This window comes from Kineosporia sp. NBRC 101731 (assembly GCF_030269305.1).
GTDB lineage: Bacteria > Actinomycetota > Actinomycetes > Actinomycetales > Kineosporiaceae > Kineosporia.
The window spans coordinates 169,840-191,447 of the sequence record NZ_BSTC01000014.1 but is presented as its reverse complement, the minus strand read 5'-3'; the positions used below and the strand labels follow the sequence as shown (position 1 = coordinate 191,447).

At 69.4% G+C, this 21,608-nt stretch carries 20 protein-coding genes, 1 rRNA gene and 1 riboswitch; of the genes, 8 read left to right on the top strand and 13 right to left on the bottom strand.

Annotated features, from left to right (window positions below; translation table 11 throughout):
* Positions 1 to 8 precede the first annotated feature (8 nt).
* Positions 9 to 125: ribosomal RNA gene (rrf, locus tag QSK05_RS29865) — 5S ribosomal RNA — on the top strand.
* 105 nt (positions 126 to 230) lie between these two features.
* Positions 231 to 1,202, top strand: coding sequence for a nucleoside hydrolase (locus tag QSK05_RS29860; protein WP_285600716.1), 972 nt, complete (start codon positions 231 to 233; stop codon positions 1,200 to 1,202).
* A 29-nt stretch (positions 1,203 to 1,231) separates the two neighbouring features.
* Here the strand turns inward: QSK05_RS29860 and QSK05_RS29855 are convergent, their stop codons facing one another.
* The gene (locus QSK05_RS29855; protein ID WP_285600715.1) at positions 1,232 to 1,783 is read right to left on the bottom strand and encodes a GNAT family N-acetyltransferase; all 552 of its coding nucleotides are present in this window, start codon (positions 1,781 to 1,783) and stop codon (positions 1,232 to 1,234) included.
* 104 nt (positions 1,784 to 1,887) lie between these two features.
* Between QSK05_RS29855 and QSK05_RS29850 the strand changes: the two genes are divergently transcribed.
* Positions 1,888 to 2,721, top strand: coding sequence for an oxygenase MpaB family protein (locus QSK05_RS29850; RefSeq protein WP_285600714.1), 834 nt, complete (start codon positions 1,888 to 1,890; stop codon positions 2,719 to 2,721).
* Here the strand turns inward: QSK05_RS29850 and QSK05_RS29845 are convergent.
* Both QSK05_RS29845 and QSK05_RS29840 read right to left on the bottom strand, forming a co-directional pair.
* Positions 2,712 to 3,179, bottom strand: a complete 468-nt coding sequence (locus tag QSK05_RS29845; RefSeq protein ID WP_285600713.1) for a MerR family transcriptional regulator — start codon at positions 3,177 to 3,179, stop codon at positions 2,712 to 2,714. The genes QSK05_RS29850 and QSK05_RS29845 overlap by 10 nt on opposite strands.
* An 18-nt stretch (positions 3,180 to 3,197) precedes the next feature.
* Positions 3,198 to 4,232, bottom strand: a complete 1,035-nt coding sequence (locus QSK05_RS29840; RefSeq protein ID WP_285600712.1) for an NAD(P)-dependent alcohol dehydrogenase — start codon at positions 4,230 to 4,232, stop codon at positions 3,198 to 3,200.
* A 132-nt stretch (positions 4,233 to 4,364) separates the two neighbouring features.
* Between QSK05_RS29840 and QSK05_RS29835 the strand changes: the two genes are divergently transcribed.
* On the top strand, positions 4,365 to 5,963 hold the full coding sequence (locus QSK05_RS29835) for a methyl-accepting chemotaxis protein (protein ID WP_285600711.1): 1,599 nt from the start codon (positions 4,365 to 4,367) through the stop codon (positions 5,961 to 5,963).
* Positions 5,964 to 5,987: 24 nt separating this feature from the next.
* Here the strand turns inward: QSK05_RS29835 and QSK05_RS29830 are convergent, their stop codons facing one another.
* The 6 genes from QSK05_RS29830 to QSK05_RS29805 form a co-directional block, all read right to left on the bottom strand.
* Positions 5,988 to 8,375 carry an arylsulfatase gene (locus tag QSK05_RS29830; protein ID WP_285600710.1) on the bottom strand — a complete coding sequence of 796 codons (2,388 nt, stop codon included), beginning with the start codon at positions 8,373 to 8,375 and terminating at the stop codon, positions 5,988 to 5,990.
* Between the two features lie 140 nt (positions 8,376 to 8,515).
* Positions 8,516 to 9,337, bottom strand: coding sequence for an energy-coupling factor ABC transporter ATP-binding protein (locus QSK05_RS29825; protein WP_285600709.1), 822 nt, complete (start codon positions 9,335 to 9,337; stop codon positions 8,516 to 8,518).
* Positions 9,334 to 10,083 (bottom strand): cobalt ECF transporter T component CbiQ, encoded by a 750-nt coding sequence (gene cbiQ, locus QSK05_RS29820; protein WP_285600708.1) that lies wholly within the window; start codon positions 10,081 to 10,083, stop codon positions 9,334 to 9,336. Before cbiQ ends, QSK05_RS29825 begins: the two co-directional genes overlap by 4 nt.
* Positions 10,080 to 10,409 carry an energy-coupling factor ABC transporter substrate-binding protein gene (locus QSK05_RS29815; RefSeq protein WP_285600707.1) on the bottom strand — a complete coding sequence of 110 codons (330 nt, stop codon included), beginning with the start codon at positions 10,407 to 10,409 and terminating at the stop codon, positions 10,080 to 10,082. The genes cbiQ and QSK05_RS29815 overlap by 4 nt, the downstream gene beginning before the upstream one ends.
* 5 nt (positions 10,410 to 10,414) lie before the next feature.
* Positions 10,415 to 11,167 (bottom strand): energy-coupling factor ABC transporter permease, encoded by a 753-nt coding sequence (locus QSK05_RS29810; protein ID WP_285600706.1) that lies wholly within the window; start codon positions 11,165 to 11,167, stop codon positions 10,415 to 10,417.
* A gap of 73 nt (positions 11,168 to 11,240) precedes the next feature.
* Positions 11,241 to 11,369: riboswitch (cobalamin riboswitch) on the bottom strand.
* Positions 11,370 to 11,849: 480 nt separating this feature from the next.
* Positions 11,850 to 13,070, bottom strand: coding sequence for a sugar efflux transporter (locus QSK05_RS29805; protein WP_285600705.1), 1,221 nt, complete (start codon positions 13,068 to 13,070; stop codon positions 11,850 to 11,852).
* 229 nt (positions 13,071 to 13,299) lie between these two features.
* On the opposite strand from QSK05_RS29805, the gene QSK05_RS29800 reads away from it, so the two are divergent.
* Both QSK05_RS29800 and QSK05_RS29795 read left to right on the top strand, forming a co-directional pair.
* Positions 13,300 to 13,578, top strand: coding sequence for a DUF4235 domain-containing protein (locus QSK05_RS29800; RefSeq protein WP_231488830.1), 279 nt, complete (start codon positions 13,300 to 13,302; stop codon positions 13,576 to 13,578).
* Positions 13,579 to 13,625: 47 nt separating this feature from the next.
* Positions 13,626 to 14,315: a VOC family protein gene (locus QSK05_RS29795; protein ID WP_285600704.1), complete on the top strand. Its 690-nt coding sequence runs from the start codon at positions 13,626 to 13,628 to the stop codon at positions 14,313 to 14,315.
* Positions 14,316 to 14,318: 3 nt separating this feature from the next.
* On the opposite strand, the gene QSK05_RS29790 is transcribed toward QSK05_RS29795, so the two are convergent.
* The gene (locus QSK05_RS29790; RefSeq protein ID WP_285600703.1) at positions 14,319 to 14,621 is read right to left on the bottom strand and encodes a hypothetical protein; all 303 of its coding nucleotides are present in this window, start codon (positions 14,619 to 14,621) and stop codon (positions 14,319 to 14,321) included.
* A gap of 160 nt (positions 14,622 to 14,781) precedes the next feature.
* On the opposite strand from QSK05_RS29790, the gene pflB reads away from it, so the two are divergent.
* Together pflB and pflA are read left to right on the top strand one after the other, a co-directional pair.
* A complete protein-coding gene (pflB, locus tag QSK05_RS29785) occupies positions 14,782 to 17,052 on the top strand; it encodes a formate C-acetyltransferase (protein WP_285600701.1) in 2,271 nt (756 codons plus the stop codon).
* Positions 17,049 to 17,855 carry a pyruvate formate-lyase-activating protein gene (gene pflA, locus QSK05_RS29780; RefSeq protein ID WP_285600700.1) on the top strand — a complete coding sequence of 269 codons (807 nt, stop codon included), beginning with the start codon at positions 17,049 to 17,051 and terminating at the stop codon, positions 17,853 to 17,855. Before pflB ends, pflA begins: the two co-directional genes overlap by 4 nt.
* A gap of 58 nt (positions 17,856 to 17,913) precedes the next feature.
* Here the strand turns inward: pflA and QSK05_RS29775 are convergent, their stop codons facing one another.
* The 3 genes from QSK05_RS29775 to QSK05_RS29765 all read right to left on the bottom strand — a co-directional run bounded on the left by QSK05_RS29775 (position 17,914) and on the right by QSK05_RS29765 (position 21,550).
* Positions 17,914 to 18,780, bottom strand: a complete 867-nt coding sequence (locus QSK05_RS29775) for a helix-turn-helix transcriptional regulator (RefSeq protein WP_285600699.1) — start codon at positions 18,778 to 18,780, stop codon at positions 17,914 to 17,916.
* Positions 18,781 to 18,848: 68 nt separating this feature from the next.
* Positions 18,849 to 19,916, bottom strand: coding sequence for a histidinol-phosphate transaminase (locus QSK05_RS29770; RefSeq protein WP_285600698.1), 1,068 nt, complete (start codon positions 19,914 to 19,916; stop codon positions 18,849 to 18,851).
* A complete protein-coding gene (locus tag QSK05_RS29765) occupies positions 19,913 to 21,550 on the bottom strand; it encodes an alpha-keto acid decarboxylase family protein (protein WP_285600697.1) in 1,638 nt (545 codons plus the stop codon). The genes QSK05_RS29770 and QSK05_RS29765 overlap by 4 nt, the downstream gene beginning before the upstream one ends.
* Positions 21,551 to 21,608: the final 58 nt, after the last annotated feature.

Here is a 21,608-nt window from a genome sequence, read left to right as displayed (position 1 = left end):
GAGAGAGTTACGGCGATCATAGCGGCAGGGAAACGCCCGGTCTCATTCCGAACCCGGAAGCTAAGCCTGCCAGCGCCGATGGTACTGCACTGGTTACGGTGTGGGAGAGTAGGACATCGCCGGACAAAAATTGAAGACAGTAATGGCGGCCCCCGCCCGACGAAGAAACTTCGATCGGGCGGCGCGGGCCGCCATTACTGCGTTTGCCGTCCAGGGGTGAAGATGAGCAGATGACTGACGACACCCTCCGACCGCGCACGGTACTGCTCGACTGTGATCCCGGGCATGACGACGCCATCGCTCTGCTGCTGGCCCAGGGCAGTCCGGCGATTGATCTGGTTGCCGTCAGCACCGTCGCGGGCAACCAGACGCTGGCCAAAGTGACGCGCAACGCCCAGGCGATCGCGGAGGCCGGCGGGTTCAGTCATGTCCCGATCGCTCAGGGATCGTCGCGAGGCCTGATCACCGAGCCGTTCGTCGCGGAAGAGATCCATGGCGACACCGGGCTGGACGGGCCGCAGCTTCCCCCGGCACGGGCGCAGCTCGATCCGCGGCACGGCGTGAACCTCATCATCGACACCGTCATGAGCCGCCCGGCCGGCACGGTGACCCTGATCGCGACCGGTCCGCTGACCAATCTGGCGCTGGCGGTGCGGCTGGAGCCCCGCATGGTCGAGCGGGTGCGCGAAGTGGTGTTCATGGGCGGTGCGATCAGCGGCGGCAACTACACGCCGGTGGCGGAGTTCAACATCGCGGTCGATCCGGAGGCTGCGCACGTCGTGGTGCACGAGAACTGGGACGTCACCATGGTGGGGCTCGACGTCACGCATCAGGCTCTGGCGACGCCCCACGTACGCACTGCGCTGGCAGCCGTCGGAACCCGGCCGGCACAGATCGTGGGGGAGATGCTCGACTTCTACGGCGCCGCCTACACCGAGAGCCAGGGGTTCGAGCATCCGCCGGTGCATGATCCGGTCGCGGTGGCACTGGTGATCGACCCGTCCGTTCTCACCGTGCGCCGGGCCGTGCTCGATGTCTCGCTGGCCGAGGGGCCGACGCGGGGCATGACGGTGGCCGACCTGCGCAGTCCGGCGCCCGAAGGGTGTCGCACCAGGGTGGCGGTGGGACTGGATGCGGACCGGTTCTGGAAACTGGTGGTCGACGCGCTCACCCGGATCGGCGAACCGCATCAGCCGGAGTGAGACGGACCACGCTTCAGGTGGGGGGTGGACTAGGGACGGGCGAACCATTCGTCGCGGGTGATCGCATACTCCACCTCACCTTGTTCGTACCCCGGGATCGGTTCGTCCCAGTGCTCGTGGAACGTGCGCACGTGACGCAGGCCGATCTTCGACATCGTCGCCCGCGATCCCTGGTTCACGGCCATGGTCGTGCCGAACACCCGCTGTAGCCCCAGGTCTTCGAACGCGTGACGCAGGAGCTCTGCCGATCCCTCGGAGGCCAGGCCGCGCCGCCAGAAGGCGGGCAGCAGCCGGTACCCGATCTCGGCCTCGTCGTCGTGCCCGATGGACGGTTCCAGCAGCCACCAGCCGACGAAGGCGTCATCCAGAAGTCCGGCCCAGAAACCGAACCCGGGATGATCTTTCGCGACGGACAGGCGCCGGTGGTGAGCGGTGACGATGTCTTCCAGAGGGCGGGGCCGGCCGTTGAGCAGGTACCGCATCACGTCCGGGTCGGAGTCCAGCTCGATCTCCTGCGGCAGGTGGGCCGGCGTGAGGGGGACGAGCTCGAGGGTGGACGTTCGCAAGGACGCCTGGGTCATGGTCACCAGTGTGCCGTACCCGGCCGTCCCGGGAGGTGAGCTGAGGCGCGTCCACCATGTGGGCTTTTGGACGCTTCGCTGTGATTTGCCACTAGATTGCGCCAATGGTGGACGAATCGGTACGCGTGCAGTTGCTCGACCGGCGCTACCGCGAACTGGCCATGTCCACCTTCGTCTTCGAGAACCGGCTGGCCCACCGGCTGAGCTATCTGCGGGTGTTCGCGTCACCACGGATTGCCGGGCTGCTCACGCACACCGGCCAGATGAAAGCCGAGCCACGGCGGCGCGCCCACGACACCGGCCTGCTCATGTACTCGCTGATCGAGGCCGGCCTGGAGTCGCACGATGGTCGGCACGGGGTGGCCCGCCTCAACGGGATGCATCGGCGCTGGAACATCACCAATGACGATTACATCTGGGTTCTGGGAACTTTCGCGGTGATGAGCATCCGCACCATCATGACGGTGGGTTGGCGGCCGATCACCGAGGCCGAGAAGCAGGTCGTGATCGACTGGCACCTGGAACTGGGCACCCGGATGGGTATCACCGACGTTCCGACGGATTTCGCTGCTTACGATGCCTGGTTCGCCGCCTACGAGGCGCGCATGTTGCGCCGCACCGAGGCCGGCGAGCAGCTACGGGACCTGGCGCTGGGAGTGCTCTGTACGCCGATCCCCCGTCCGCTGCGGGGCGTGACGAAGGCCCTGATTCCGGTGCTCATCGATGAACCCGCCCGCAGTGCGCTGGGTTTCCGTCGTCCGAACCTGATGGCCCGGTCGGCGGTCGCGATGATACTGGGCGTGCGCGCCCGGCGTCGCCGCCGGAACGGCCCGCCGGCGCCCTTCTTCACGATCGGTGCGCCGAACATCACCTATCCCGACGGCTGGACGCTCGACGATCTCGGTCCGCACCGGGCCCGGCAGAACCATCAGAGGTGATGATCCGCCATCTCGACCGGAAAGCGTTCGGCGAAAACGGCGTTGGCCATCTGGTCGGACGCCGGATCCTCGCAGTCCAGGCCGGACGCGACCAGCACCCGGTAGCTCTCGAGCTTGGCCCGGATCACGGCGCGGTCTTCCTGTAACTGGGCCAGCTGCTCGTCGATCGACGCGGACTGCTTCTCGAGCAACTCGAGCCGGCGCTCGTGTCTCTCCATCGGCTCGGGCCTGGCGTGGACGAACTCCCGCACCTCGGACACCGGCATGCCGGTGCGACGCAGGGCCTGCACGGTGCGCACCCACCGCAGCATCATCGGCGTGTAGCGCCGCCGGCCGTCCGGACCCCGCTCCACACCGACGAGCAGGCCCTCCTTCTCGTACCAGCGCAACGCGTCCACACTGATGCCCGTGCGTTCGGAAACTTCACGAATGCCGATCGCGTCCGGTTCATCAGTCACGTCAACCACGATAAGCAGTCATGCCTCGGGCGTCACTGCGAAGTCCACCACGAACCGCCAGCGGGCTTCGTTGCGCTCCAGGCGGTCGAGCGCCTCCTGGATCCGGGACGCGGGCAGCACCTCGACGTCGGCGGTGATGCCGTTCTTCGCGGCGAAGGCGAGCATCTCGCGGGTGTCCCGGACCCCGCCGGAGCCGGACGACGTGACGTGCCGCCGGCCGAACAGCAGAGCCATGGCGTCGACCTCGTACGTCGGCGGGAGACCGAGCATGCAGATCGTTCCGTCGTAGTCCAGGGTGAGCGCATAGGGCGAGATGTCGTGCGTGCCGGAGGCGGTGTCGATGATGACGTCGAAAGCGTATCCGTGGGAGGCCATGTCATCCGGTGAGGTGGAGAGCACCACCTCGTCCGCCCCGAGGGCCAGGGCCAGGTCACGCTTGGTGGACGAGGTGGTGAACACCGCCACCGAGGCGCCGAGCGCCTTGGCGAACTTCACGGCCAGGTGACCGAGCCCACCCAGGCCGACGACGCCGACGCGAGTGCCCCGTCCGACGCGCAGGCGGCGCAAGGGCTGCCAGACCGTGATGCCGGCGCACATCAGAGGGGCCACCCCGGCCGGGTCCAGACCTTCGGGCATGGCGTAGACGAAGCGGTCGCGCACCACCATCTCGTCCGAGTAGGCGCCGTAACGGGGTGTGCCGTCGTGCCGGTCGACACCGCCGTAGGTCAGGGTGGGGAACTCCCGGCAGTACGACTCCTCCTCGTCGAGGCAGGCCGCGCAGGTGCCGCAGGAGTCGACGATGTTGCCGACGGCCACCGCGTCGCCCACCGTGAACGCGGCCACCTCGGGGCCGGCCTCGGTCACGACGCCGGTGAACTCGTGACCGGGAACCAGGGGAAACTCCGAGGCACCTTCGATGGCGTGCAGGTCGCTGTGACACACGCCGCAGTAGGTGATGCGGATGCGAACGTCGTCGGGGCGCAGGTCGCGGCGCTGGAAGGTCCAGGGCTCGAGCCGGCCGCCGGGGGTGAGCAGGGCATATCCGGTCGTCATGGGAAAGACCCTAGGAACTGGAGTGGACTCCAGCGCAAGCCGAAGGCATGGGGTCCGTCCAAGATTCCCCTGGGCTCAAGATCGGCACCGGGCTACCGATACCCCTGGTCAGGCCAGCGACTAAGGAGCTCCATGTCCGTCGGCACCAGTAAAAAGGGTTTCCTGGATCGGTGGCTCAGCGACCGGCCGGTGGCCGTGAAGGTGTTGATCGTGGCGGGTTCCGCCATCGTCGGCACGTTGGCCATCGGGGTCGTCAGTCTGCTGGGCGTGGCTAATCTCCAGACCACACGCAATGACGAAGTGGGTCGTTCGGTGCCGTACATCACGAGCCTGAACGCTGCGGCGCTCAGCGCGAAGGCGGCTGCCAACGACGAGCGTGGCTACCTGATCGCCGGGGACGTCAAGTTCCGCGACGAGTCACTGGGGCGCCAGGAAAAGGTCAATGCCTCGCTGGCCGCGGCAGCCACGAACACGGACGCCACCGGTCGGGCCCAGGTGGAGAAGATCCAGCAGGCGACCGACGCCTGGTTCGCTGCCCTGAGCAGTGAGTTCGACCTCTACAGCACCAATCGCACTGCGGCCGTCGACCTGGCGTTCACTACGAATCGGGACCTACGCAAGGCCTACGAGGAACTGCTCTCGGTCGAGACCGAGCGGGCCGAGGCGAGCCTCGTCCAGGGCGAAGACTACGTCGCCACGGTTGGGCGTACCCAGAGCGTCGTCGGTGTGCTGCTCGTGGTCTCGCTCCTGCTGGCTGTTCTGCTCGCCCTGGTGGTGGGGAATTCCATCGTGCGGCCGCTGAAGCGCGTCGCGACGGTGCTGGAGGCCGTGGCGGCCGGTGATCTGACGCTCGAGAGTGAGGTTCATCAGCGCGACGAGGTGGGCCGGATGGCCGGGTTCCTGGCCCTGGCCGTGGCCTCCTTCCGGGATGCGGTCAGCACCCTGATGCGCTACTCCGAAACTCTCTCCACCGCATCGTCACAGCTGGAGATCATCAGCCGCCAGGGAGCCGAGGGCGCGGACAACGGAGCCCGGCAGGCGGCAGCAGTCGCCGACGCGGCGAGCGTGATGTCGATGAACATCCAGACGGTCGCCTCGGGGGCGGAGGAGATGGAGGCCTCGATCCGGGAGATCTCCATGAACACCACCCGCGCCGTCGGGGTGGCCACCCGCGCCGTGGACGTCACCGCCAGTACTACTGCGGTGGTGGCCAAACTCGGCAATTCGTCCGCCGAGATCGGCAACGTGATCAAGCTGATCACCTCGATCGCCGAGCAGACGAACCTGCTGGCCCTGAATGCGACGATCGAAGCCGCACGGGCCGGGGACGCCGGCAAGGGGTTCGCCGTCGTCGCCAGCGAGGTCAAGGACCTGGCCCAGGAGACGGCCCGGGCGACCGAGGACATCGGGGTGCGGGTGGCAGCCATTCAGACCGACACAGAGGGCGCGGTGTCCGCGATCGAGGAGATCAGTCAGATCATCGGGCAGATCAACGAGTTCCAGACCACCATTGCCTCCGCCGTCGAGGAACAGAGCGCGACCACCGCGGAGATGAACCGCAGCGTATCCGATGCCGCTGATGCGGGAAGCCGTGTGGCGCATACTGTCTCGGAGGTCTCTCAATCGATCCAGCAGACCACCGCCGGAACGAACGACGCTCACCGGGCGGCCGGTGAACTGGCGCAGATGTCGACCGACCTGCGCCAGCTCGTGGGCCGGTTCCGGGTCTGAACGGCCACCATCGGGCCGGGAGGCCTACTGCGCGCTCATCACCCGCGCGTGCTTCCCACCGTCGTTACCGGTGTGCCCGCTCTGGTCCTCGCCCAGATCGATACGTACCTCGTGCACCAGTCCGGTCAGGGCGTTGTCGAGACGCGGGTACTCGGTGCTCACCGGCGTGCCGAGATCAATGCCGATGTTGAGGGTCTCGTCGAAGGAGAAGTAGTACGGGATGGTGGCCTCGACCCGGCCCTTGCCGTCGCAGACGTCGTTCACATACAGGTCCACGGAACCGCCCAGCCCGGCCCCCTCGCCGTCGTAGGTGAACTCGGCCCGCACCTGGTGCCGGCCCGTCGGCAGCGGGCTCTGCGTGCGAATGGTGAAGCGCTGCAGAGCGAAATAGTTGTAGTGGTAGGTGGGGCAGCCGTCGACCAGGTAGAGGCTCCACCCGCCGAACGCACCGCCCTGCGCGATCACCACACCGTTCGCGCCCTCGGCCACCTCGATGTCCGCGGTGATGGAGTGCGAGCGGTTCTTCACGTTCGGGGTGGTCTCCTCGGTGAGACGCCGCATGCCCCCGTGGTAACTGATCGATCGCCGCTCGCCGAGCAGGTCGATCCGGCCCGCGAGCGTGGGGTTCTCCCGCTCGGTGACCCGGTCGTCGAGCGGGAAAACCTGGTGCTTGGCCGCTTCCACCAGGAACAGGTCCTGCAGCTGACGCAGCCGCCCGGGCTGCGCGGCGGCCAGGTCGTTGGACTGCGTCCAGTCGGTGGTGAGGTCGTACAGTTCCCACACGTCGTTCTCGAAACGCCGGTCCGGGTCGGGGATCATCTGCCACGGGATGCCGTGACGGGTCACCGCCATCCAGCCCTCGTGATAGATGCCGCGGTTGCCGCACATCTCGAAGTACTGCGTGGTGCGGCGGTCCGGAGCCTGCGGGTCGTCGAACGTGTACCGCATGCTCGTGCCCTCGATCGGCTGCTGCTGCACACCGTTCACCGAGACCGGCGCGGGCACGCCCACGCAGTCGAGAATGGTCGGCAGCACGTCGATCACGTGATGGAACTGGGGACGGATGCCACCGGCCAGATCGCGGCCCTCGATACCTTGAGGCCAGTGGATGACCAGACCGTCGCGGGTGCCCCCGAAGTGTGAGGCGACCTGCTTCGTCCACTGGTAGGGGGTGTTGAGCGCCACGGCCCACCCGGCCGGGCCGATCGCGTAACTGTCGGCCGTGCCGAGCAGATCGATCTCGTTGATCATCTGATCGGGGTCGTCGGCGATGCCGTGCCCGAGGCGGTGCTCGTTGAGCGTGCCGTCGACACCGCCCTCGCCGGAAGCGCCGTTGTCGCCGAGCAGGTACACGAAAATGGTGTTGTCCAGCTCACCGAGCTCTTCCAGGGTGTCGACGAGGCGCCCGACCTGGGTGTCGCAGTGCTCGGTGAACCCGGCGAAGGTCTCCATGAACCGCGCGGAGATCTGCTTCTGGTTGTCCGACAGTTCGTCCCAGTGCGGCAGGCCGTCGGCCCAGGGGGCCAAGGCGGCGTCTTCCGGGATCACCCCGAGTTCCTTCTGCCGGGCCAGGATCTCCTCCCGGGCGACGTCCCAGCCGGCGTCGAACCGGCCGGCGTACTTCTCCCGCCACTGCGGGGCCACGTGCAGGGGCGCGTGGGAGGCGCCCATGGCCAGGTAGGTGAAGAAGGGACGCCCGGGGGTGAGGGAACGCTGGGTGCGGATCCAGTCGATGCTCTGGTCGACCAGGTCTTCGGACAGGTGGTAGCCGTCTTCCGGCCGCCGGGCCGGCTCGAAGGGCGTGGTGCCGCGGTACAGCTGCGGGTACCAGTGGTTCATCTCGGCGCCCATGAACCCGTAGAAGCTGTCGAAGCCCTCACCGGTGGGCCAGCGGTCGAACGGGCCGACCGGGCTGATCTCACGCGGCGGGGTCTGGTGCCACTTGCCGAAGGCCGCCGTGCTGTAGCCGTTGCCGTGCAGGATCTGCGCGAGCGTGGCGGCGCTGGCGGGGCGGAAACCGCTGTAGCCGGGCGCGGCCGTGGCCATCTCGGTGGTGCCGCCCATGCCCACGGAATGGCAGTTACGGCCGGTCATCAGCGACTGACGGGTCGGTGAGCACAGGGCGTTGACGTGAAACCGGTTGTATCGCAGGCCTTGCGTGGCCAGACGCTCGGCCGTGGGCATGGTGCAGGGGCCACCGAAGGCGCTCGAGGAACCGAAACCCAGGTCATCGAGCACCACGATGACCACGTTGGGCGCCGCGGGCGGCGGCGTGGTCGCACCGATCGCCTCGAACGACGCGTGCTGATCGTGGATCCCGACCGCCGTCACCACGGTCTGCTTGCGTTCGGGCTCGGGCAGCACGTGCCGCCCGGCTTCAAAAACCGCCACGGACAGCTCCAGTTCGTCCACCAGTCACACCGGTCATCATCACGAGTCAGGTTGACATGATCGCGGGCCGCCGGACAACGCGCGCTGCCGGTCCAAGCGATACGGGTTAGTGATGGGTGTCAGAGATGGGCGCTATGAGTACATATTTCGCAGGCCTGCGATCAACCCAGCGCGGCCAGTAGTGACGGCTCGTCCCGCACCGGTGTCTCCTGCCCCAGCACGCCCAGGGCTCTCAATCGCGCGGCCACCGACAAGACCCAGGGCCGGCGTAACCGGCCCTGGATGAGCAACGTGTCGTCGTCCAGAAGTTTCTCCGGTGGCCCTTGCCGCACCAGGCCACCCACCAGCACGGCGACCTGATCGGCCCAGGCGAGCGCCAGGTCCACGTCGTGGGTGGCCATGACCAGCGTGGTGCCCCGGTCGTGCAGGCGGGCGAGCGCGGCCGTCGCCTCCTGGCCCGCGGCCGGGTCCAGCCCGGCGGTCGGCTCGTCGAGCACCAGCACGTCGGGGCGCATCGCGACGGCTCCCGCGATGGCCACGCGCTTGCGTTCGCCGAACGAGAGCTGGTGCGTGGGCCGGGCGGCCAGGTGGGTCGCGGCCAGCAGGGTCAGGGCCTCGTCACAGCGGGCGCGTACCTCGTCGTCGGTCAGCCCCTGGTTGACCGGGCCGAAGGAGACGTCCTCGCGGACGGAGGCGGAGAACAGCTGGTCGTCGGGGTCCTGGGTGATCAGCTGCACCTGGTGCCGGTGCTCGCGCAGTCCGGTGCGGGTGTGGCGCAGTTCGCGCCCGCCGACGGTGATCCGGCCGGCGGTGGGACGCAGGGCTCCCGAAAGGCAGCGTAACAACGTGCTCTTGCCCGATCCGTTGGCGCCCAGTACGGCCAGGCGGGTGCCCGGCGGGACCTGCAGATCGGCGCCGGTCAGCACGGGAGGGCCTCCGGAATAGCGGAATTCGAGGCCCTCGACCTCGATCTGCCCGTTCACCGGGCACCCGGCAGAAGAGAGACGGCCGCCAGGGCGGTCAGCCCGGCCAGGGTGGTGGCCACGAAGGGCCGCGACGACGGCTGCTGGTCGGCGAGTGTGCGCATGACCCCCTCGAAACCCCTCCCGGCCAGTCCGTTCTCCAGGCGGCGGGCGCGGTCGAAGGCCCGGGTGAGGGTGGCGGCGGCCAGCATCGAGGCCGAGCGCAGAGTGGCCCGGCGGCTGGTGTAGCCCAGCCGGGCCGTCTGCGCGGCCCGTACGGCGCCGGCCGACTCCAGCAGCACGAACAGCAGACGGTAGACCAGCCCGGCGATGTCCACGATCGCTTCGGGCACTCCCCGGCGCCGGGCCCAGGCCAGCAGGTCGGTCATCGGGGTGGTCGCGGCCAGCAGCATCACGGCCGATGTGCCCGAGACCGCGTGGGCCAGGGTCTGGACGGCCGCGTCCAGGCTCTCGCCGGTCACGGTCGGGCCGAAACCGTCGGTGCGCCAGGTCACCGCGATGGTCACGGTGCCCAGCAGGATGAACGCGGCCGGGCCCCGGGCCGCCCGCACCAGCAGGCGGCCGGGTACACGGCCCGGGCCGAGCACGAGACCCAGCGCGGTCACGGTCACGAGCACCGAGGCCGGCCAGGTCGGCAGCACCAGGGCACTGATCACCAGGCCGAGGCTGAGCAGCACCTTGTCGCCCGGTGAGTACCGCCGCCAGGGACTGGCCCAGGCGGCGACGTCGATCGCCGGAGCGCTCAAGGGGCACTGGTCTTCCGGGTGCGGCGGCCGGACAGCCGGCCCAGCACGAAGCCGAGCGCCCCGGCCCCGGCCGCGGCCTGCAGGGCGAACAGGCCCGATTCGATCTCACCCGACGAGGGCTGGAAGAGCGGGCTGAACCAGACGTGGTAGCCGGGGTTGATCTCCTCCACCTTGGTGGCGGCCGAGGAGTCACTGCCGGCGTAGGACTCGCCCTCGGGCTGGCCGTCGGTGTTCAGCCGCAGGGTGAGCGGGATGGCGAAGATGGCGATGACGAGCAGCAGGAGGCCCAGGTCGACGGCCAGGCGGCGTGGGGTACGGGTGGTCATGGTGGTCACGCTCCTGAGCGGTCGGGGCGATTTTCGGTGCTTGAGGACGTCGTGGTCGCCCGGGCGGTCGGCCCGCCGTCGTCGGTGGGTCCCGGGAGAGCGGCCTTCAGGCCCAGCAGGCCCAGTTCCTCGGGGGCGATGCGGGCCAGGATGCGGAACACCAGCACGCCGAGCAGACCCTCGGCGATCGCCAGCGGGATCTGGGTGAGGGCGAAGATGCCGAGGAACTCGCCGATCGAGCCCAGTACACCGCCGGAGGGGTCCGGGTGCGCCAGACCCAGCTGCACCGACGTCACCACGTAGGTGGAGAGATCGGACAGTGACAGGGCTGCGAACACACCGACCGGGAAGGGCAGGCCCACCGCCAGACAGGCGCGATAGGCGGCGTACCCCACCCAGGGTCCGACGATCGCCATCGAGAACACGTTGGCGCCGAGCGTGGTGATCCCGCCGTGGGCCAGGAGCAGGGCCTGGAACAACAGCACGACGGCGCCGAGTACGGCCATCACCGGCGGCCGGAAGAGCACCGCGCCCAGGCCGGTGCCGGTGGGGTGGCTGGAACTGCCCGTGACCGAGGGCAGCTTGATCGCCGACAGGACGAAGGTGAAGGCCCCGGCCGCGCCCAGCAGGAGCCGGGACTCGGGACGTTCGCGCACCTCGCGCACCACACAGCGGGCGCCGTGCACCACGAAGGGGGCTGCCGCGACGGTCCAGGCGGCGGCGTGCAGGGGCGGCAGATAGCCCTCAGCGATGTGCACGGAGCACCCCGCCGGACAGCGTGTTCGTCATCAGATCTCCTCGGGTCCGCGCCCTGGATCGATGCGACGGCCGAAGTCTCCTGGCTTCCCGGATCAAGGCTCGCCCCGGCCTTCCGGCCTGGTTCAACAGGCCGTGGCACGGCGAGGGGTCTGCTCCCCGGTGACAGTGGCGGGACCGCGCCGGATTCTCACCGGCTTCCTTCACTGCCGTCGCGGTTCGTGTTTAGTTGACTGGCGCATCTAACCACGCGGCGTCCGATATGAGTACCGCGCTCCTTTCCCGTGCGACGGCCACGAACGTTCGTCCGTCTGCTTCCGGCCGCGCAGACGTTCCTTGCTCCCGGAGCGGCTCACGGCTCCGGGAGCAAGGAACGCCGTGTGTACACCTGGTACACCCGGTACCGGGTGTACCAGGTGTACACACGGCAGAGGCTTCGCCGGTGGGGTCGGGGCCGGTGGAGCAGAGCTGCTGCCCCGCCTCATCCAGCGCAACGGCGTTGGACCGGGTGCCGCCACTGGTCCGGCCCCTCGGCGCTGGCCCGGGTCCGGCGCTGGCCCAGGGGCCGTCGCTGCGCCGGGGCCCAACGCGGGCCCGGTCCTCGACGTTGGCCCGGTCCTCGACGTTGGCCCGGTCCTCGACGTTGGCCCGGTCCTCGACGTTGGCCCGGGCCTCGCTCCTGGATCAGGCCTCGACGAGTTGCTTCGCCTCGGTCTCGCGCCCGATCCGCGTCGTGCGGGTGATGCGGGCGCCGGTGAGGGTCGGGCGCGCCACGAGCAGCAGCACGAAGGCCACGGCGCACAGCAGCGCACCGATCAGGTAGGCCTGCCGGTAGCCGAAACCGGCTGCCGCACCGAGGATCGGGCCGGCCAGCATGGCCCCGACCGGCCCGGCGCTGATGAACAGCGTGGAGGCGTGGCCCGGGCGGCTGGGCAGCATGTCCTGCACGTAGCTGATGCCCAGGCCCTGGAGCAGAGCGATCGCGGCCGCGTTGAGAACCTGGGCCGCGGCGAGCTGCCAGGTGTCGGAGGAGACCGCGACGATCGCGGTGTAGACCAGGGCCAGCGCCGGCCCGGCCAGCATCAGCCGGCGCAGCGGGTACCGGGCCGCGAGCATCCCGAAGCCCAGCATCAGCGGGATCTCCAGCCCGGCGCACAGGCCCATGATCAGGCCCGCGTCACCCAGCCCGGCGTTCAGCTCGCTCTTCAGGAACAGCGGAAGAGCCTGCAGCGAGAGGTTTCCGGTGCACTGCAGGAGCACGAGCGCGACCATGGTGAGCACGAGCACCCGGCTGCTCTCGTCCCGGCCGGGTTCCGACTCCAGGGTCTGCGCCGCGACGGTGGCCACCGGGACAGGCGTCGAGGGGAACATCCGCCACGTCACCACTGCGGCGATCGTGAACATCGTGGCGGCGAAACCGTAGACGGCGGTGAAGTCACCGGCGGTGAGCAGCATCGTCGCCAGGAACGGCCCGCCCACCCACGACAGGGACAGCACCGTGCGCAGGGTGGTCATGGTCATGACGGCGTTGGGCGAACCGGCCAGGCTGCCCCGCGCGTGGGCGAACACCTGGGGCACGAGGGCACTCGCGACGGCCGACGCGGTCACGGTCAGGCCCAGGAGCAGCCAGTAGTCCCGTAGCCAGGCCGTCAGCAGGGAGCCGGCGGCGCCGGTCAGGGCGGCCGCGATGATCAGTCCGCGCCGCGAGGGCAGACGGTCCGACCAGCGGGCGAGCCCCAGCGACACCACCACGGACGACAGGGGTGCGGCGACGAGGAACGCGGTGATCTGCAGACCACTGGCGTGTACCGCGTCGGTGAGGAAGAGGGTGAGGAAGGGAGTGGCCATCGCGCTGGCCAGGCCGACACAGAGAAAAACCAGCGCCAGGGGGAAGTGCTGGCGCACAGGGTGAAACACAAAGACCTCAAGACAGGCAGAACGAACGGTCGGACACGAGGCGCTGCCGCCCTGCAGGGCCCCGCTGTTTCTAACGGCACCAGTGTCCCAGGTGTTACACCCCGGGTCGCTCCACTTGCCGATCCGCCGGGGCAGGTCACCGTAGAGACGCTTCATCAGTGCCCATGACCTGCCCATGACCTGCCTATGACCTGCCCGTGACCTGCAAGGAGAGACCGTGGCCAATACTTCCGCCCGAATTCTGTACAAGCCCTTCGGTCTGGCGGGCAGCGTCGGCGCCGGCCTGATCGCGGGCGTGCTGTTCAAGCAGGTGTGGAAGCACGTGTCCGACGCCGACGACACCCCCGAGGCCAACGACCGGCGCTTCGGGTGGGGGCAGGTGCTGCTCGCCGCCACGGTCCAGGGCGCGATCTTCGCCGCGGTGAAGGCGGCCGTCGACCGGGGCGGAGCCGTGGCGTTCGAGCGCTGGACGGGGGAGTGGCCCGGCGAGGAGTGACGAAAACCGGGTGCGCGCCAGCCCTCGGGCGGCGCACACTCGGGCGCATGACGGCTCAGCTGGTCGCTTTGTGCTTCGACACCGAAGACCCGGTACGCCTGACCGGTTTCTGGGCGGGGTTCCTGGGCTGGGACGTGCGGGACGGCACCACCGCCCACGCCCCGGCCGTGCTGGATCCCGGCTTCGTGCTGCGGTTCCTGCCCACTGACGAGCCGAAGACCGCGCCCAACTACCTGCACTTCGATCTGACCAGCAGTTCGCTGGAGGATCAGCGGCAGATTGTCGAGAGGGCCCTGGCCCTGGGCGCGCGGCACCACGACGTCGGTCAGCGTCCCGAGGAGGGGCACGTGGTGCTCGCCGACCCGGGTGGCAACGAGTTCTGCGTGATCGAGCCCGGCAACCAGTTCCTGGCCGGGACCGGCGCCATCGGGGCGCTGGCCGGCGACGGATCGCGGGCGAACGGGTACTTCTGGAGCCGCGTGCTGGACTGGCCGCTGGTCTGGGACCAGGACGAGGAGACCGCGATCCAGTCGCCGCGGGGTGGACCCAAGATCACCTGGGGCGGTCCGCCCCTGGCCCCCAGAACCGGCCGCCGCTATCGTCCCCACTTCGACATCGCCCCTGCACCCGGCACCGACCGGCAGACCGAGCGGGAGCGTCTGCTCGACCTGGGTGCGACCGTGCGCGACAGCGGGCAGCTGGCCGACCCCGACGGCCACGAGTTCTGTCTGCTGTAGAGCTCAGAGCCCCCAGTGCTGATGCAGCCGGAAGGTGTCGCTGAGCCGGCGCAACTGCTGGGTGTGCAGCTCGACCGCGACCTCCGACTGGTCGCCGGACGCCCGGAAATGCCCGTATACGAACGGGTAACACGTTGGCCCGACAGCTGTCACGTGCTGCAGGACGGCCTTCTCAGGAACGGTTGCAAGGCCGAGAACACCCGCTGTGAGTGGTGCGTGGTGTCTTCTGGTCAGGTGTTCCTCGAGGGCCGCGATCTGCGCCATCTCGAGGGTGAGGTTGGTGCCGGACATCGAACGGTGATTCATCTGCGCCTCCTGCCGGCATCAAGGATAACGACGGGAGGACGGGGCGCGCACCAGCCGTTGGTCGGTCCGGTCCCGGGACCAACGACCTTTGACCAAGGACTGTCCGAACAGGGGCACTTGGCCTCTACGGGTCCTGTTGCGGCAGGCGGACGATGCAGTCATGGACACCCTGCAGACCACGGAACATTCGGCCGCTCCGGCTGCCTGGCGTGGATTCGCCGGGCAGGAGTGGCAGAACCGGATCGACGTCAGCGCCTTCATCAAGGCCAACGTCACGCCCTACGAGGGCGACGAGGCATTCCTGGCGACGGCGACCCCTCGCACGGAGTCGATCCACCAGCGCATCAGTGAGCTGACGAAGATCGAGCGCGAACGCGGCATCCTGGACGCCGACGCGAAGACGCCCTCGACGATCACCAGTCACGCACCCGGGTACATCGACAAAGATGCCGAGCTGATCGTCGGGCTGCAGACAGACGCGCCGCTGAAGCGGGCCATCATGCCCAAGGGCGGGCTGCGGATGGTCGAGAACGGCCTCGCCGCCTACGGTTACGAGATCGACCCGGTGGTGAAGGACATCTTCACCAAGCACCGCAAGACCCACAACGCGGGCGTCTTCGACGCCTACACCCCGGAGATCCTGGCCGCCCGCAAGGCCGGCATCATCACCGGCCTGCCCGACGCCTACGGACGCGGCCGCATCATCGGCGACTTCCGCCGGGTGGCCCTCTACGGCGTGGACGCGCTGATCGAGGACAAGGGCCGCGAGAAGGCCCTGCTCAACGGTTTCCGCTCCAGCGAAGACGTGATCCGCGACCGCGAGGAACTGTCCGAGCAGATCCGGGCCCTGCGCGACCTGAAGACGATGGCCGCGAGCTACGGCTTCGACGTCTCCCGCCCGGCGGGCACCGCCCAGGAAGCGATCCAGTGGCTCTACCTGGCCTACCTGGCCGGCGCCAAGGAGGGCAACGGCGCGGCCATGTCGTTCGGCCGGACCTCCAGCTTCATCGACATCTACGTGCAGCGTGACCGCCTGGACGGCACGCTGACCGAGTCGCAGGCCCAGGAACTCGTCGACGACCTGGTGATGAAGCTGCGGATCATCCGCTTCCTGCGCACCCCGGACTACGACGCGCTGTTCTCCGGCGACCCGACCTGGGTCACCGAGTCGATCGGCGGCGTCACCCAGGAAGGCGTGCCGCTCGTCACCCGCACCTCGTTCCGGTTCCTGCAGACCCTGTACAACCTCGGGCCGGCGCCGGAGCCGAACCTGACGGTGCTGTGGTCGCCGAGCCTGCCGGAGGGCTTCAAGCGGTTCTGCGCGCAGGTGTCCATCGACACCAGCGCCATCCAGTTCGAGAATGACGATCTGCTGCGCCCGATGAACGGTGACGACGCGGCGATCGCCTGCTGTGTCTCGGGAGCCGCGGTCGGTAAGGCCATGCAGTTCTTCGGGGCCCGGGCCAACCTGGCGAAGGCCCTGCTGTACGCGATCAACGGTGGCCGCGACGAGGTCAGCGGGGCCCAGGTGGCCCCGGGCGCCCAGCCGGTGACCGGTGACACGCTCGACTACGACGACGTGATGAAGCGGTACGACGAGATGCTCGACTGGCTCGCCGACACCTACGTCGACGCGCTGAACATCATCCACTTCATGCACGACAAGTACGCGTACGAGGCCGTTCAGATGGCCCTGCACGACTACCCGGTGCACCGGATGCTGGCCTGCGGCATCGCCGGTCTGTCGGTCGCGGCCGACTCGCTGTCGGCGATCCGGTACGCGTCGGTCACGCCGGTGCGGGACGAGACCGGGCTCGTGGTCGACTACACGGTCGAGGGCGAGTACCCCTGCTACGGCAACGGCGACGACCGGGCCGACGCCATCGCGTCGGAGCTGGTGCACCGGTTCATGGAGAAGCTGCGCACCCACTCCACCTACCGCAACGCCGAGATCACCCAGTCCGTGCTGACCATCACCTCGAACGTGGTGTACGGCAAGAAGACCGGTAACACTCCGGACGGACGCCGCGCGGGGGAGCCCTTCGCCCCCGGGGCCAACCCGATGAACGGGCGCGACAAGCACGGTCTGCTCACCTCGGCGCTGAGCGTGGCGAAGATCGACTACGCGGACGCCCGGGACGGCATCTCGCTGACCTCGACCACGGTGCCGCAGGCTCTCGGCCGCACCCCCGAGGACCGGATCAGCAGCCTGGTCGGTGTGCTGGACGCGTACATGACCTCCGGCGGCTACCACATGAACGTCAACGTGCTGGAGCGCGCGACGCTCGTCGACGCCATGGAACACCCCGAGAACTACCCGAACCTCACCATCCGGGTCTCGGGCTACGCGGTCAACTTCGTCCGCCTCACCCAGGAGCAGCAGATGGACGTCATCAACCGCACCTTCCACGGCGACCCGCTCGTCAAATGAACTCCATCGGCATCGCTCTGATGGCCGCGCCGCGTCCGCCGCTTCCCGGGTACGACCCGGAGGTCTGGCGGCGCGGGGAGGCCGGCTGGGTGCACTCGTGGGACACGTCCATGGGTGTGGACGGCCCGGGTACCCGGTTCGTGATGTTCACCGCCGGTTGCCCCCTGCGGTGCCAGTACTGCGAGAACCCCGACACCTGGACGCCTCGGGGCGGTCAGATGACGAAGGTCGACGAGGTGCTGGAGCGGGTACGGGGTTACCGGACGGCGCTGATCGCCGGGAAGGGCGGTGTCACGGTCTCCGGCGGTGAGCCGCTCGCCCAGCCCCGGTTCGTGGCGAATTTCCTGCGCGGTGCCCGCGAGATGGGGCTGCACACGGCCCTGGACACGGCCGGGTTCCTCGGCCATCTCGCGACCGACGAGATGCTGGAGGACACCGATCTGGTGCTGCTCGACATCAAGTCGTTCGACCCGGAGACCTACCAGCGGGTGACCGGGCGTGAACTGGCCCCGACCCTGCGGTTCGCGAAACGTCTGGCCGAACTGGGTAAGCCGGTGAACCTGCGGTTCGTGCTGGTACCCGGACTCACGGACGACCCCGCCAACATCGACGGGCTGGCCGATTTCGCGGCCGGTCTCGGCAACGTCGAGCGGGTGGACGTGCTGGCCTACCACCGTCTCGGGGTGGACAAGTACGACCGGCTGCGGATCCGGTACCGGCTGGAGGGAACCGAACCACCGACCTGGGAGCAGGTGGAGGACACCCGCCGCCGGTTCGCCGACCGCGGGCTCACGGTGAGCTGAAGGGGTTCGCCCCCGTGAGGAGCCGAGAAGGCCGGACCGCTTCAGCGCGGTCCGGCCTTCAGGCGTTCGCGGGCGAGGCTGCCCAGGAGGCGAGCATCTTCAGCGCGTCCGCGGTCGGGGTGCCGACGGCGGACGTGTAGATGTTCAGCCGCAGGTCGGGTTCGGAGGCCAGCTCCATCGACTCGAAGTCGAGGTCGAGCTGCCCCACTACCGGGTGGCGCAGGCGTTTGGTGCCGCTGCGGTGAAACTTCACGTTGTGGGCGGCCCAGCGCTGCCGGAAGAGCTCCGAATGGGTGGACAGCTCTCCGACCAGCTCGATCAGCGCCTTGTCGTTCGGCCGGCGCCCGGCCTCCAGCCGCAGCATGGCCGCGGCGTCGGCGGCGATCCGGTCGTAGTCGACGAAGAAGTCCTCGGCGGCCGGATCCATGAAGACGAACCAGGTGGTGTTGGCGCGCTGCCGCGCCCCGGACAGCACGGGGGAGTACAGGGCCCGGGCCATCTGGTTCATCGCGATGATGTCGTGCCGGCCGTTGCGCACCCAGGCCGGGGTGTCGGGCATGGCGTCCAGCACCTGCTGGATCACCGGTCGCACCTTGGTGTGCGGCGCCGGCGAGCGCCGCGACCGGGTCACCGGCGCGCTCTGGCGGGCCAGGTCGAACAGGTGGGTGCGCTCGGCCTCGTCCAGGTGCAGCGCGTCGGCCAGCCCTTCCAGCACACTGTCGGAGGCGCCGCCGAGATTGCCGCGTTCCATCCGCACGTAGTAGTCCACCGACACGCCCGCGAGCATGGCGACCTCCTCGCGGCGCAGTCCCTGGACCCGGCGGTTACCGCCGTAGGCGGGCAGACCGGCCTGTTCGGGGGTGATCCGGGCCCGCCGGCTGGCCAGGAAGTCGCGAATCTGGGTGCGGACGTCGGTGGAACTCATCCCCCCACGGTAGACACGCCCGCCGGATCGTGGCAGGTACTGGCGTTACCGGCCACGTCCGGAACCCCTCACCGGACCAGGAGAGGCAGGGCGGCGAGCACCCGGTCGCTCGTCGCCCGGTCCGCGACGGTGATCCGGATGCCGTCACCCGGGTAGGCGCGCACCAGGATGTCGGCGGCGGCGAGAGCCTCGACCGTGCGCCGGACGGCGTCGTCGTCCAGCCGCAGCCAGACGAAGTTGGCCGCGCTGTCGGGCACGTGCCGGCCCTGCGAGCGCAGCCCGGCCGCCAGGTACGCCCGCTCGGTGACGACCTCGGCCACCCGGTGGGAGATCTCGTCGCGGGCGTCCAGCGAGGCGATCGCCGCGTCCTGGGCCAGCGCGGTGACCCCGAACGGGATGGCGGTGCGCCGGGCGCCCTCGGCCAGCTCGGTCTGCGCGATCGCGTACCCGACGCGCAGGCCCGCCAGCCCGTACGCTTTGGAGAACGTCCTCAGCACACAGAGATTCGGGTGGCGGCGGTAGGCGGCCAGGGCGTCGGCGCGGTCGGGCCCGGTGACGAACTCGATGTACGCCTCGTCGAGCACCACGAGCACGTGCGCGGGCACCGCGTCCAGGAAGGCTGTCAGCTCCCGGTGCGAGATCGCCACGCCGGTCGGGTTGTTCGGCGAGCAGAGCAGCACCGCGCGGGTCGCCGGGCCGATCGCCGCGAGCATCGCGGGCAGGTCGTGGTGCTCGTCCGGGGTGAGGGGCACCGGCACGCTGACCCCACCCGCGATCGCGATCAGGATCGGGTAGGCCTCGAAGGAACGCCAGGCGTGCACCACCTCGTCACCCGGGTCGAGCACGGCCTGCAGCACCTGCTGAAGTACACCCACGCTGCCGGGCCCGGCGACCACCTCGTCCGCACCGGTGAGACCGAACTCGGCGGCGATGCGCTCGCGCAGGGCCAGGCAGCTCAGGTCGGGATAGCGGTGCACCCGGTGCGCGGCGTCGAGCACCCGGGCCTGCACCGAGGGCAGCGGGTCGAAATGGCTCTCGTTCGAGGCCAGGGCGGCCACGTCGGCACTGGCCGAGCGGCGGCCGGGGACGTAACCGGGCAGACCGCTGACGGCGGCGCGCAGCAGGGGGCGGGTCACTGCGCACCCCCACCGTTGCGTTCAGCCAGTTCCTTCAGCAGGGGCGGGGAGTCGAACATGTCCAGAACCACCTCCAGCAGCACCATCTCGTCGGTGGGCGCCTCGGCCAGGGCGACCTCGAGCTCACCGTTGGTCCATACCGTGCGCGTGCTCACCAGGCCATCGCCCAGCGCGAGCGCCAGCGCCGTCCAGTCCCAGGCGGCGATGTCGTTGTAGGCGGCTTTCGGGCTCTGCAGGGCCCGCTCGATCGTGTAGCCGTCGTTGTTGATCAGCACCACCACCGGGTTCAGACCGGCCCGGGCGATCGTGCTCAGCTCCTGCACGGTCATCTGGGCCGCGCCGTCGCCGACGAACAGCACCGGGCGGCGGCCCGGTTCGGCCAGACCCTGGCCGAGGGTGGCGGGCAGGGCGTACCCGATGGAGTTCCAGACCGGCTGGCCGACGTACACGGTGTCGTCGGGCAGGTTCATCCGGACCGAGCCGAAGTACGCGGTGCCGGTGTCGGCGAGCACGGCCGTGCCGGAGGGGAGCCAGGCCTCGATCGTCTGCCAGAGCGATTCCTGGGTGAGGGCGTCGTCCGGGTCGACCGCCACCGGGGTCCGGACCGGCCGGGCCGGGTACGGGCGGTCGGGGAACCGCACCGTGGCGCAGACCTCGGCCAGGACGCGCACGGCGTCGGTGAACAGGACCTCGTGCCCACCCGCGCGGGTGGCCGAGAAGTGGATGTCCCGAACGTCTTCCGCCCGGTGGGTGAAGAAGCCGGTGAGCACGTCACTGGCCACCGTACCCAGCTCGACGACCAGGTCCGCCTCCGCGACCAGAGCCGCCGTCGATGCGTCCACCATCGTGCCCGCGTAGTGGCCCCGGTGCAGCGGCTGCGAGGCATCGATCGCGCCCTTGGCGGCGAGCGAGGTGACCAGGGGGATGTTGGCGGCGCGGGCGGCCTCGAGCACGGCTGCGGAAAGATCGAAACGGGGGACGAGGTGACCGACGACGAACACGGGTTTCGTTGCGGCGGCGAGCCTTCGGGTCAGATCGGCGGTCAGGGCGCGCAGCGCGGCCGGGTCACTGGCGCTGCGCAGCGGGGTGTTCAGACGCTGAGCGTCGAGCGGGAGCGTGGCCAGGTCCATCGGGATGCTCAGGTAGGTGGGGCGCCGGTGCGTGGTCGCGGCGAGCAGTACCGCGTCGATCTGCTCGGCGGCGCGGTCGGCGGTCACCGTCTCCTGGTGCACCACCACCTGGGCGAACGCGGTGGAGAAGCGGTCGAAGACGCCGTCCGCCAGCGTGTGGTGGACCTTGCGGCCCTGGGCGACGGTCGCGGTGGAGGGGCTGCCGACGATGTGCACCACCGGCACGTCCTCGGCCGCGCTGCCGGCCACCGCGTTGAAGGCGCTGAGTTCGCCCACCCCGTAGGTGGTCACGAGCGCGGCCAGGCCGCGGGAGCGGGCGTAGGCGTCGGCCGCGTACCCGGCGTTGAGCTCGTTGGGTGAACCGGTCCACTGCAGGTCGGGCACCTTCGTCAGGTGGTCGAGCAGGGTCAGGTTGAAGTCGCCGGGCACACCGAAGAGGTGCCCGACGCCGGCCTGCCGCAGTCGGTGACCCAGGTACTCCGCCAGAGTGATCTGCTCCGTCATCCCAACAACATGAAGGCTGTGCCTCAGAATGCGCAATATGCTGGTTTGAGGTTGAGCA

Coding starts and splice junctions, on each gene's coding strand:
- QSK05_RS29840 (WP_285600712.1), bottom strand. CDS start 4,232: ATGACGACCGGATATGCCCTGCTCACCCCCGGCGGCCGGCTCGAGCCC.
- QSK05_RS29855 (WP_285600715.1), bottom strand. CDS start 1,783: ATGACCCAGGCGTCCTTGCGAACGTCCACCCTCGAGCTCGTCCCCCTC.
- QSK05_RS29775 (WP_285600699.1), bottom strand. CDS start 18,780: ATGAGTTCCACCGACGTCCGCACCCAGATTCGCGACTTCCTGGCCAGC.
- QSK05_RS29815 (WP_285600707.1), bottom strand. CDS start 10,409: ATGACCACCCGTACCCCACGCCGCCTGGCCGTCGACCTGGGCCTCCTG.
- QSK05_RS29835 (WP_285600711.1), top strand. CDS start 4,365: ATGTCCGTCGGCACCAGTAAAAAGGGTTTCCTGGATCGGTGGCTCAGC.
- QSK05_RS29790 (WP_285600703.1), bottom strand. CDS start 14,621: ATGAATCACCGTTCGATGTCCGGCACCAACCTCACCCTCGAGATGGCG.
- pflA (WP_285600700.1), top strand. CDS start 17,049: ATGAACTCCATCGGCATCGCTCTGATGGCCGCGCCGCGTCCGCCGCTT.
- QSK05_RS29850 (WP_285600714.1), top strand. CDS start 1,888: ATGGTGGACGAATCGGTACGCGTGCAGTTGCTCGACCGGCGCTACCGC.
- QSK05_RS29860 (WP_285600716.1), top strand. CDS start 231: ATGACTGACGACACCCTCCGACCGCGCACGGTACTGCTCGACTGTGAT.
- QSK05_RS29765 (WP_285600697.1), bottom strand. CDS start 21,550: ATGACGGAGCAGATCACTCTGGCGGAGTACCTGGGTCACCGACTGCGG.
- QSK05_RS29795 (WP_285600704.1), top strand. CDS start 13,626: ATGACGGCTCAGCTGGTCGCTTTGTGCTTCGACACCGAAGACCCGGTA.
- pflB (WP_285600701.1), top strand. CDS start 14,782: ATGGACACCCTGCAGACCACGGAACATTCGGCCGCTCCGGCTGCCTGG.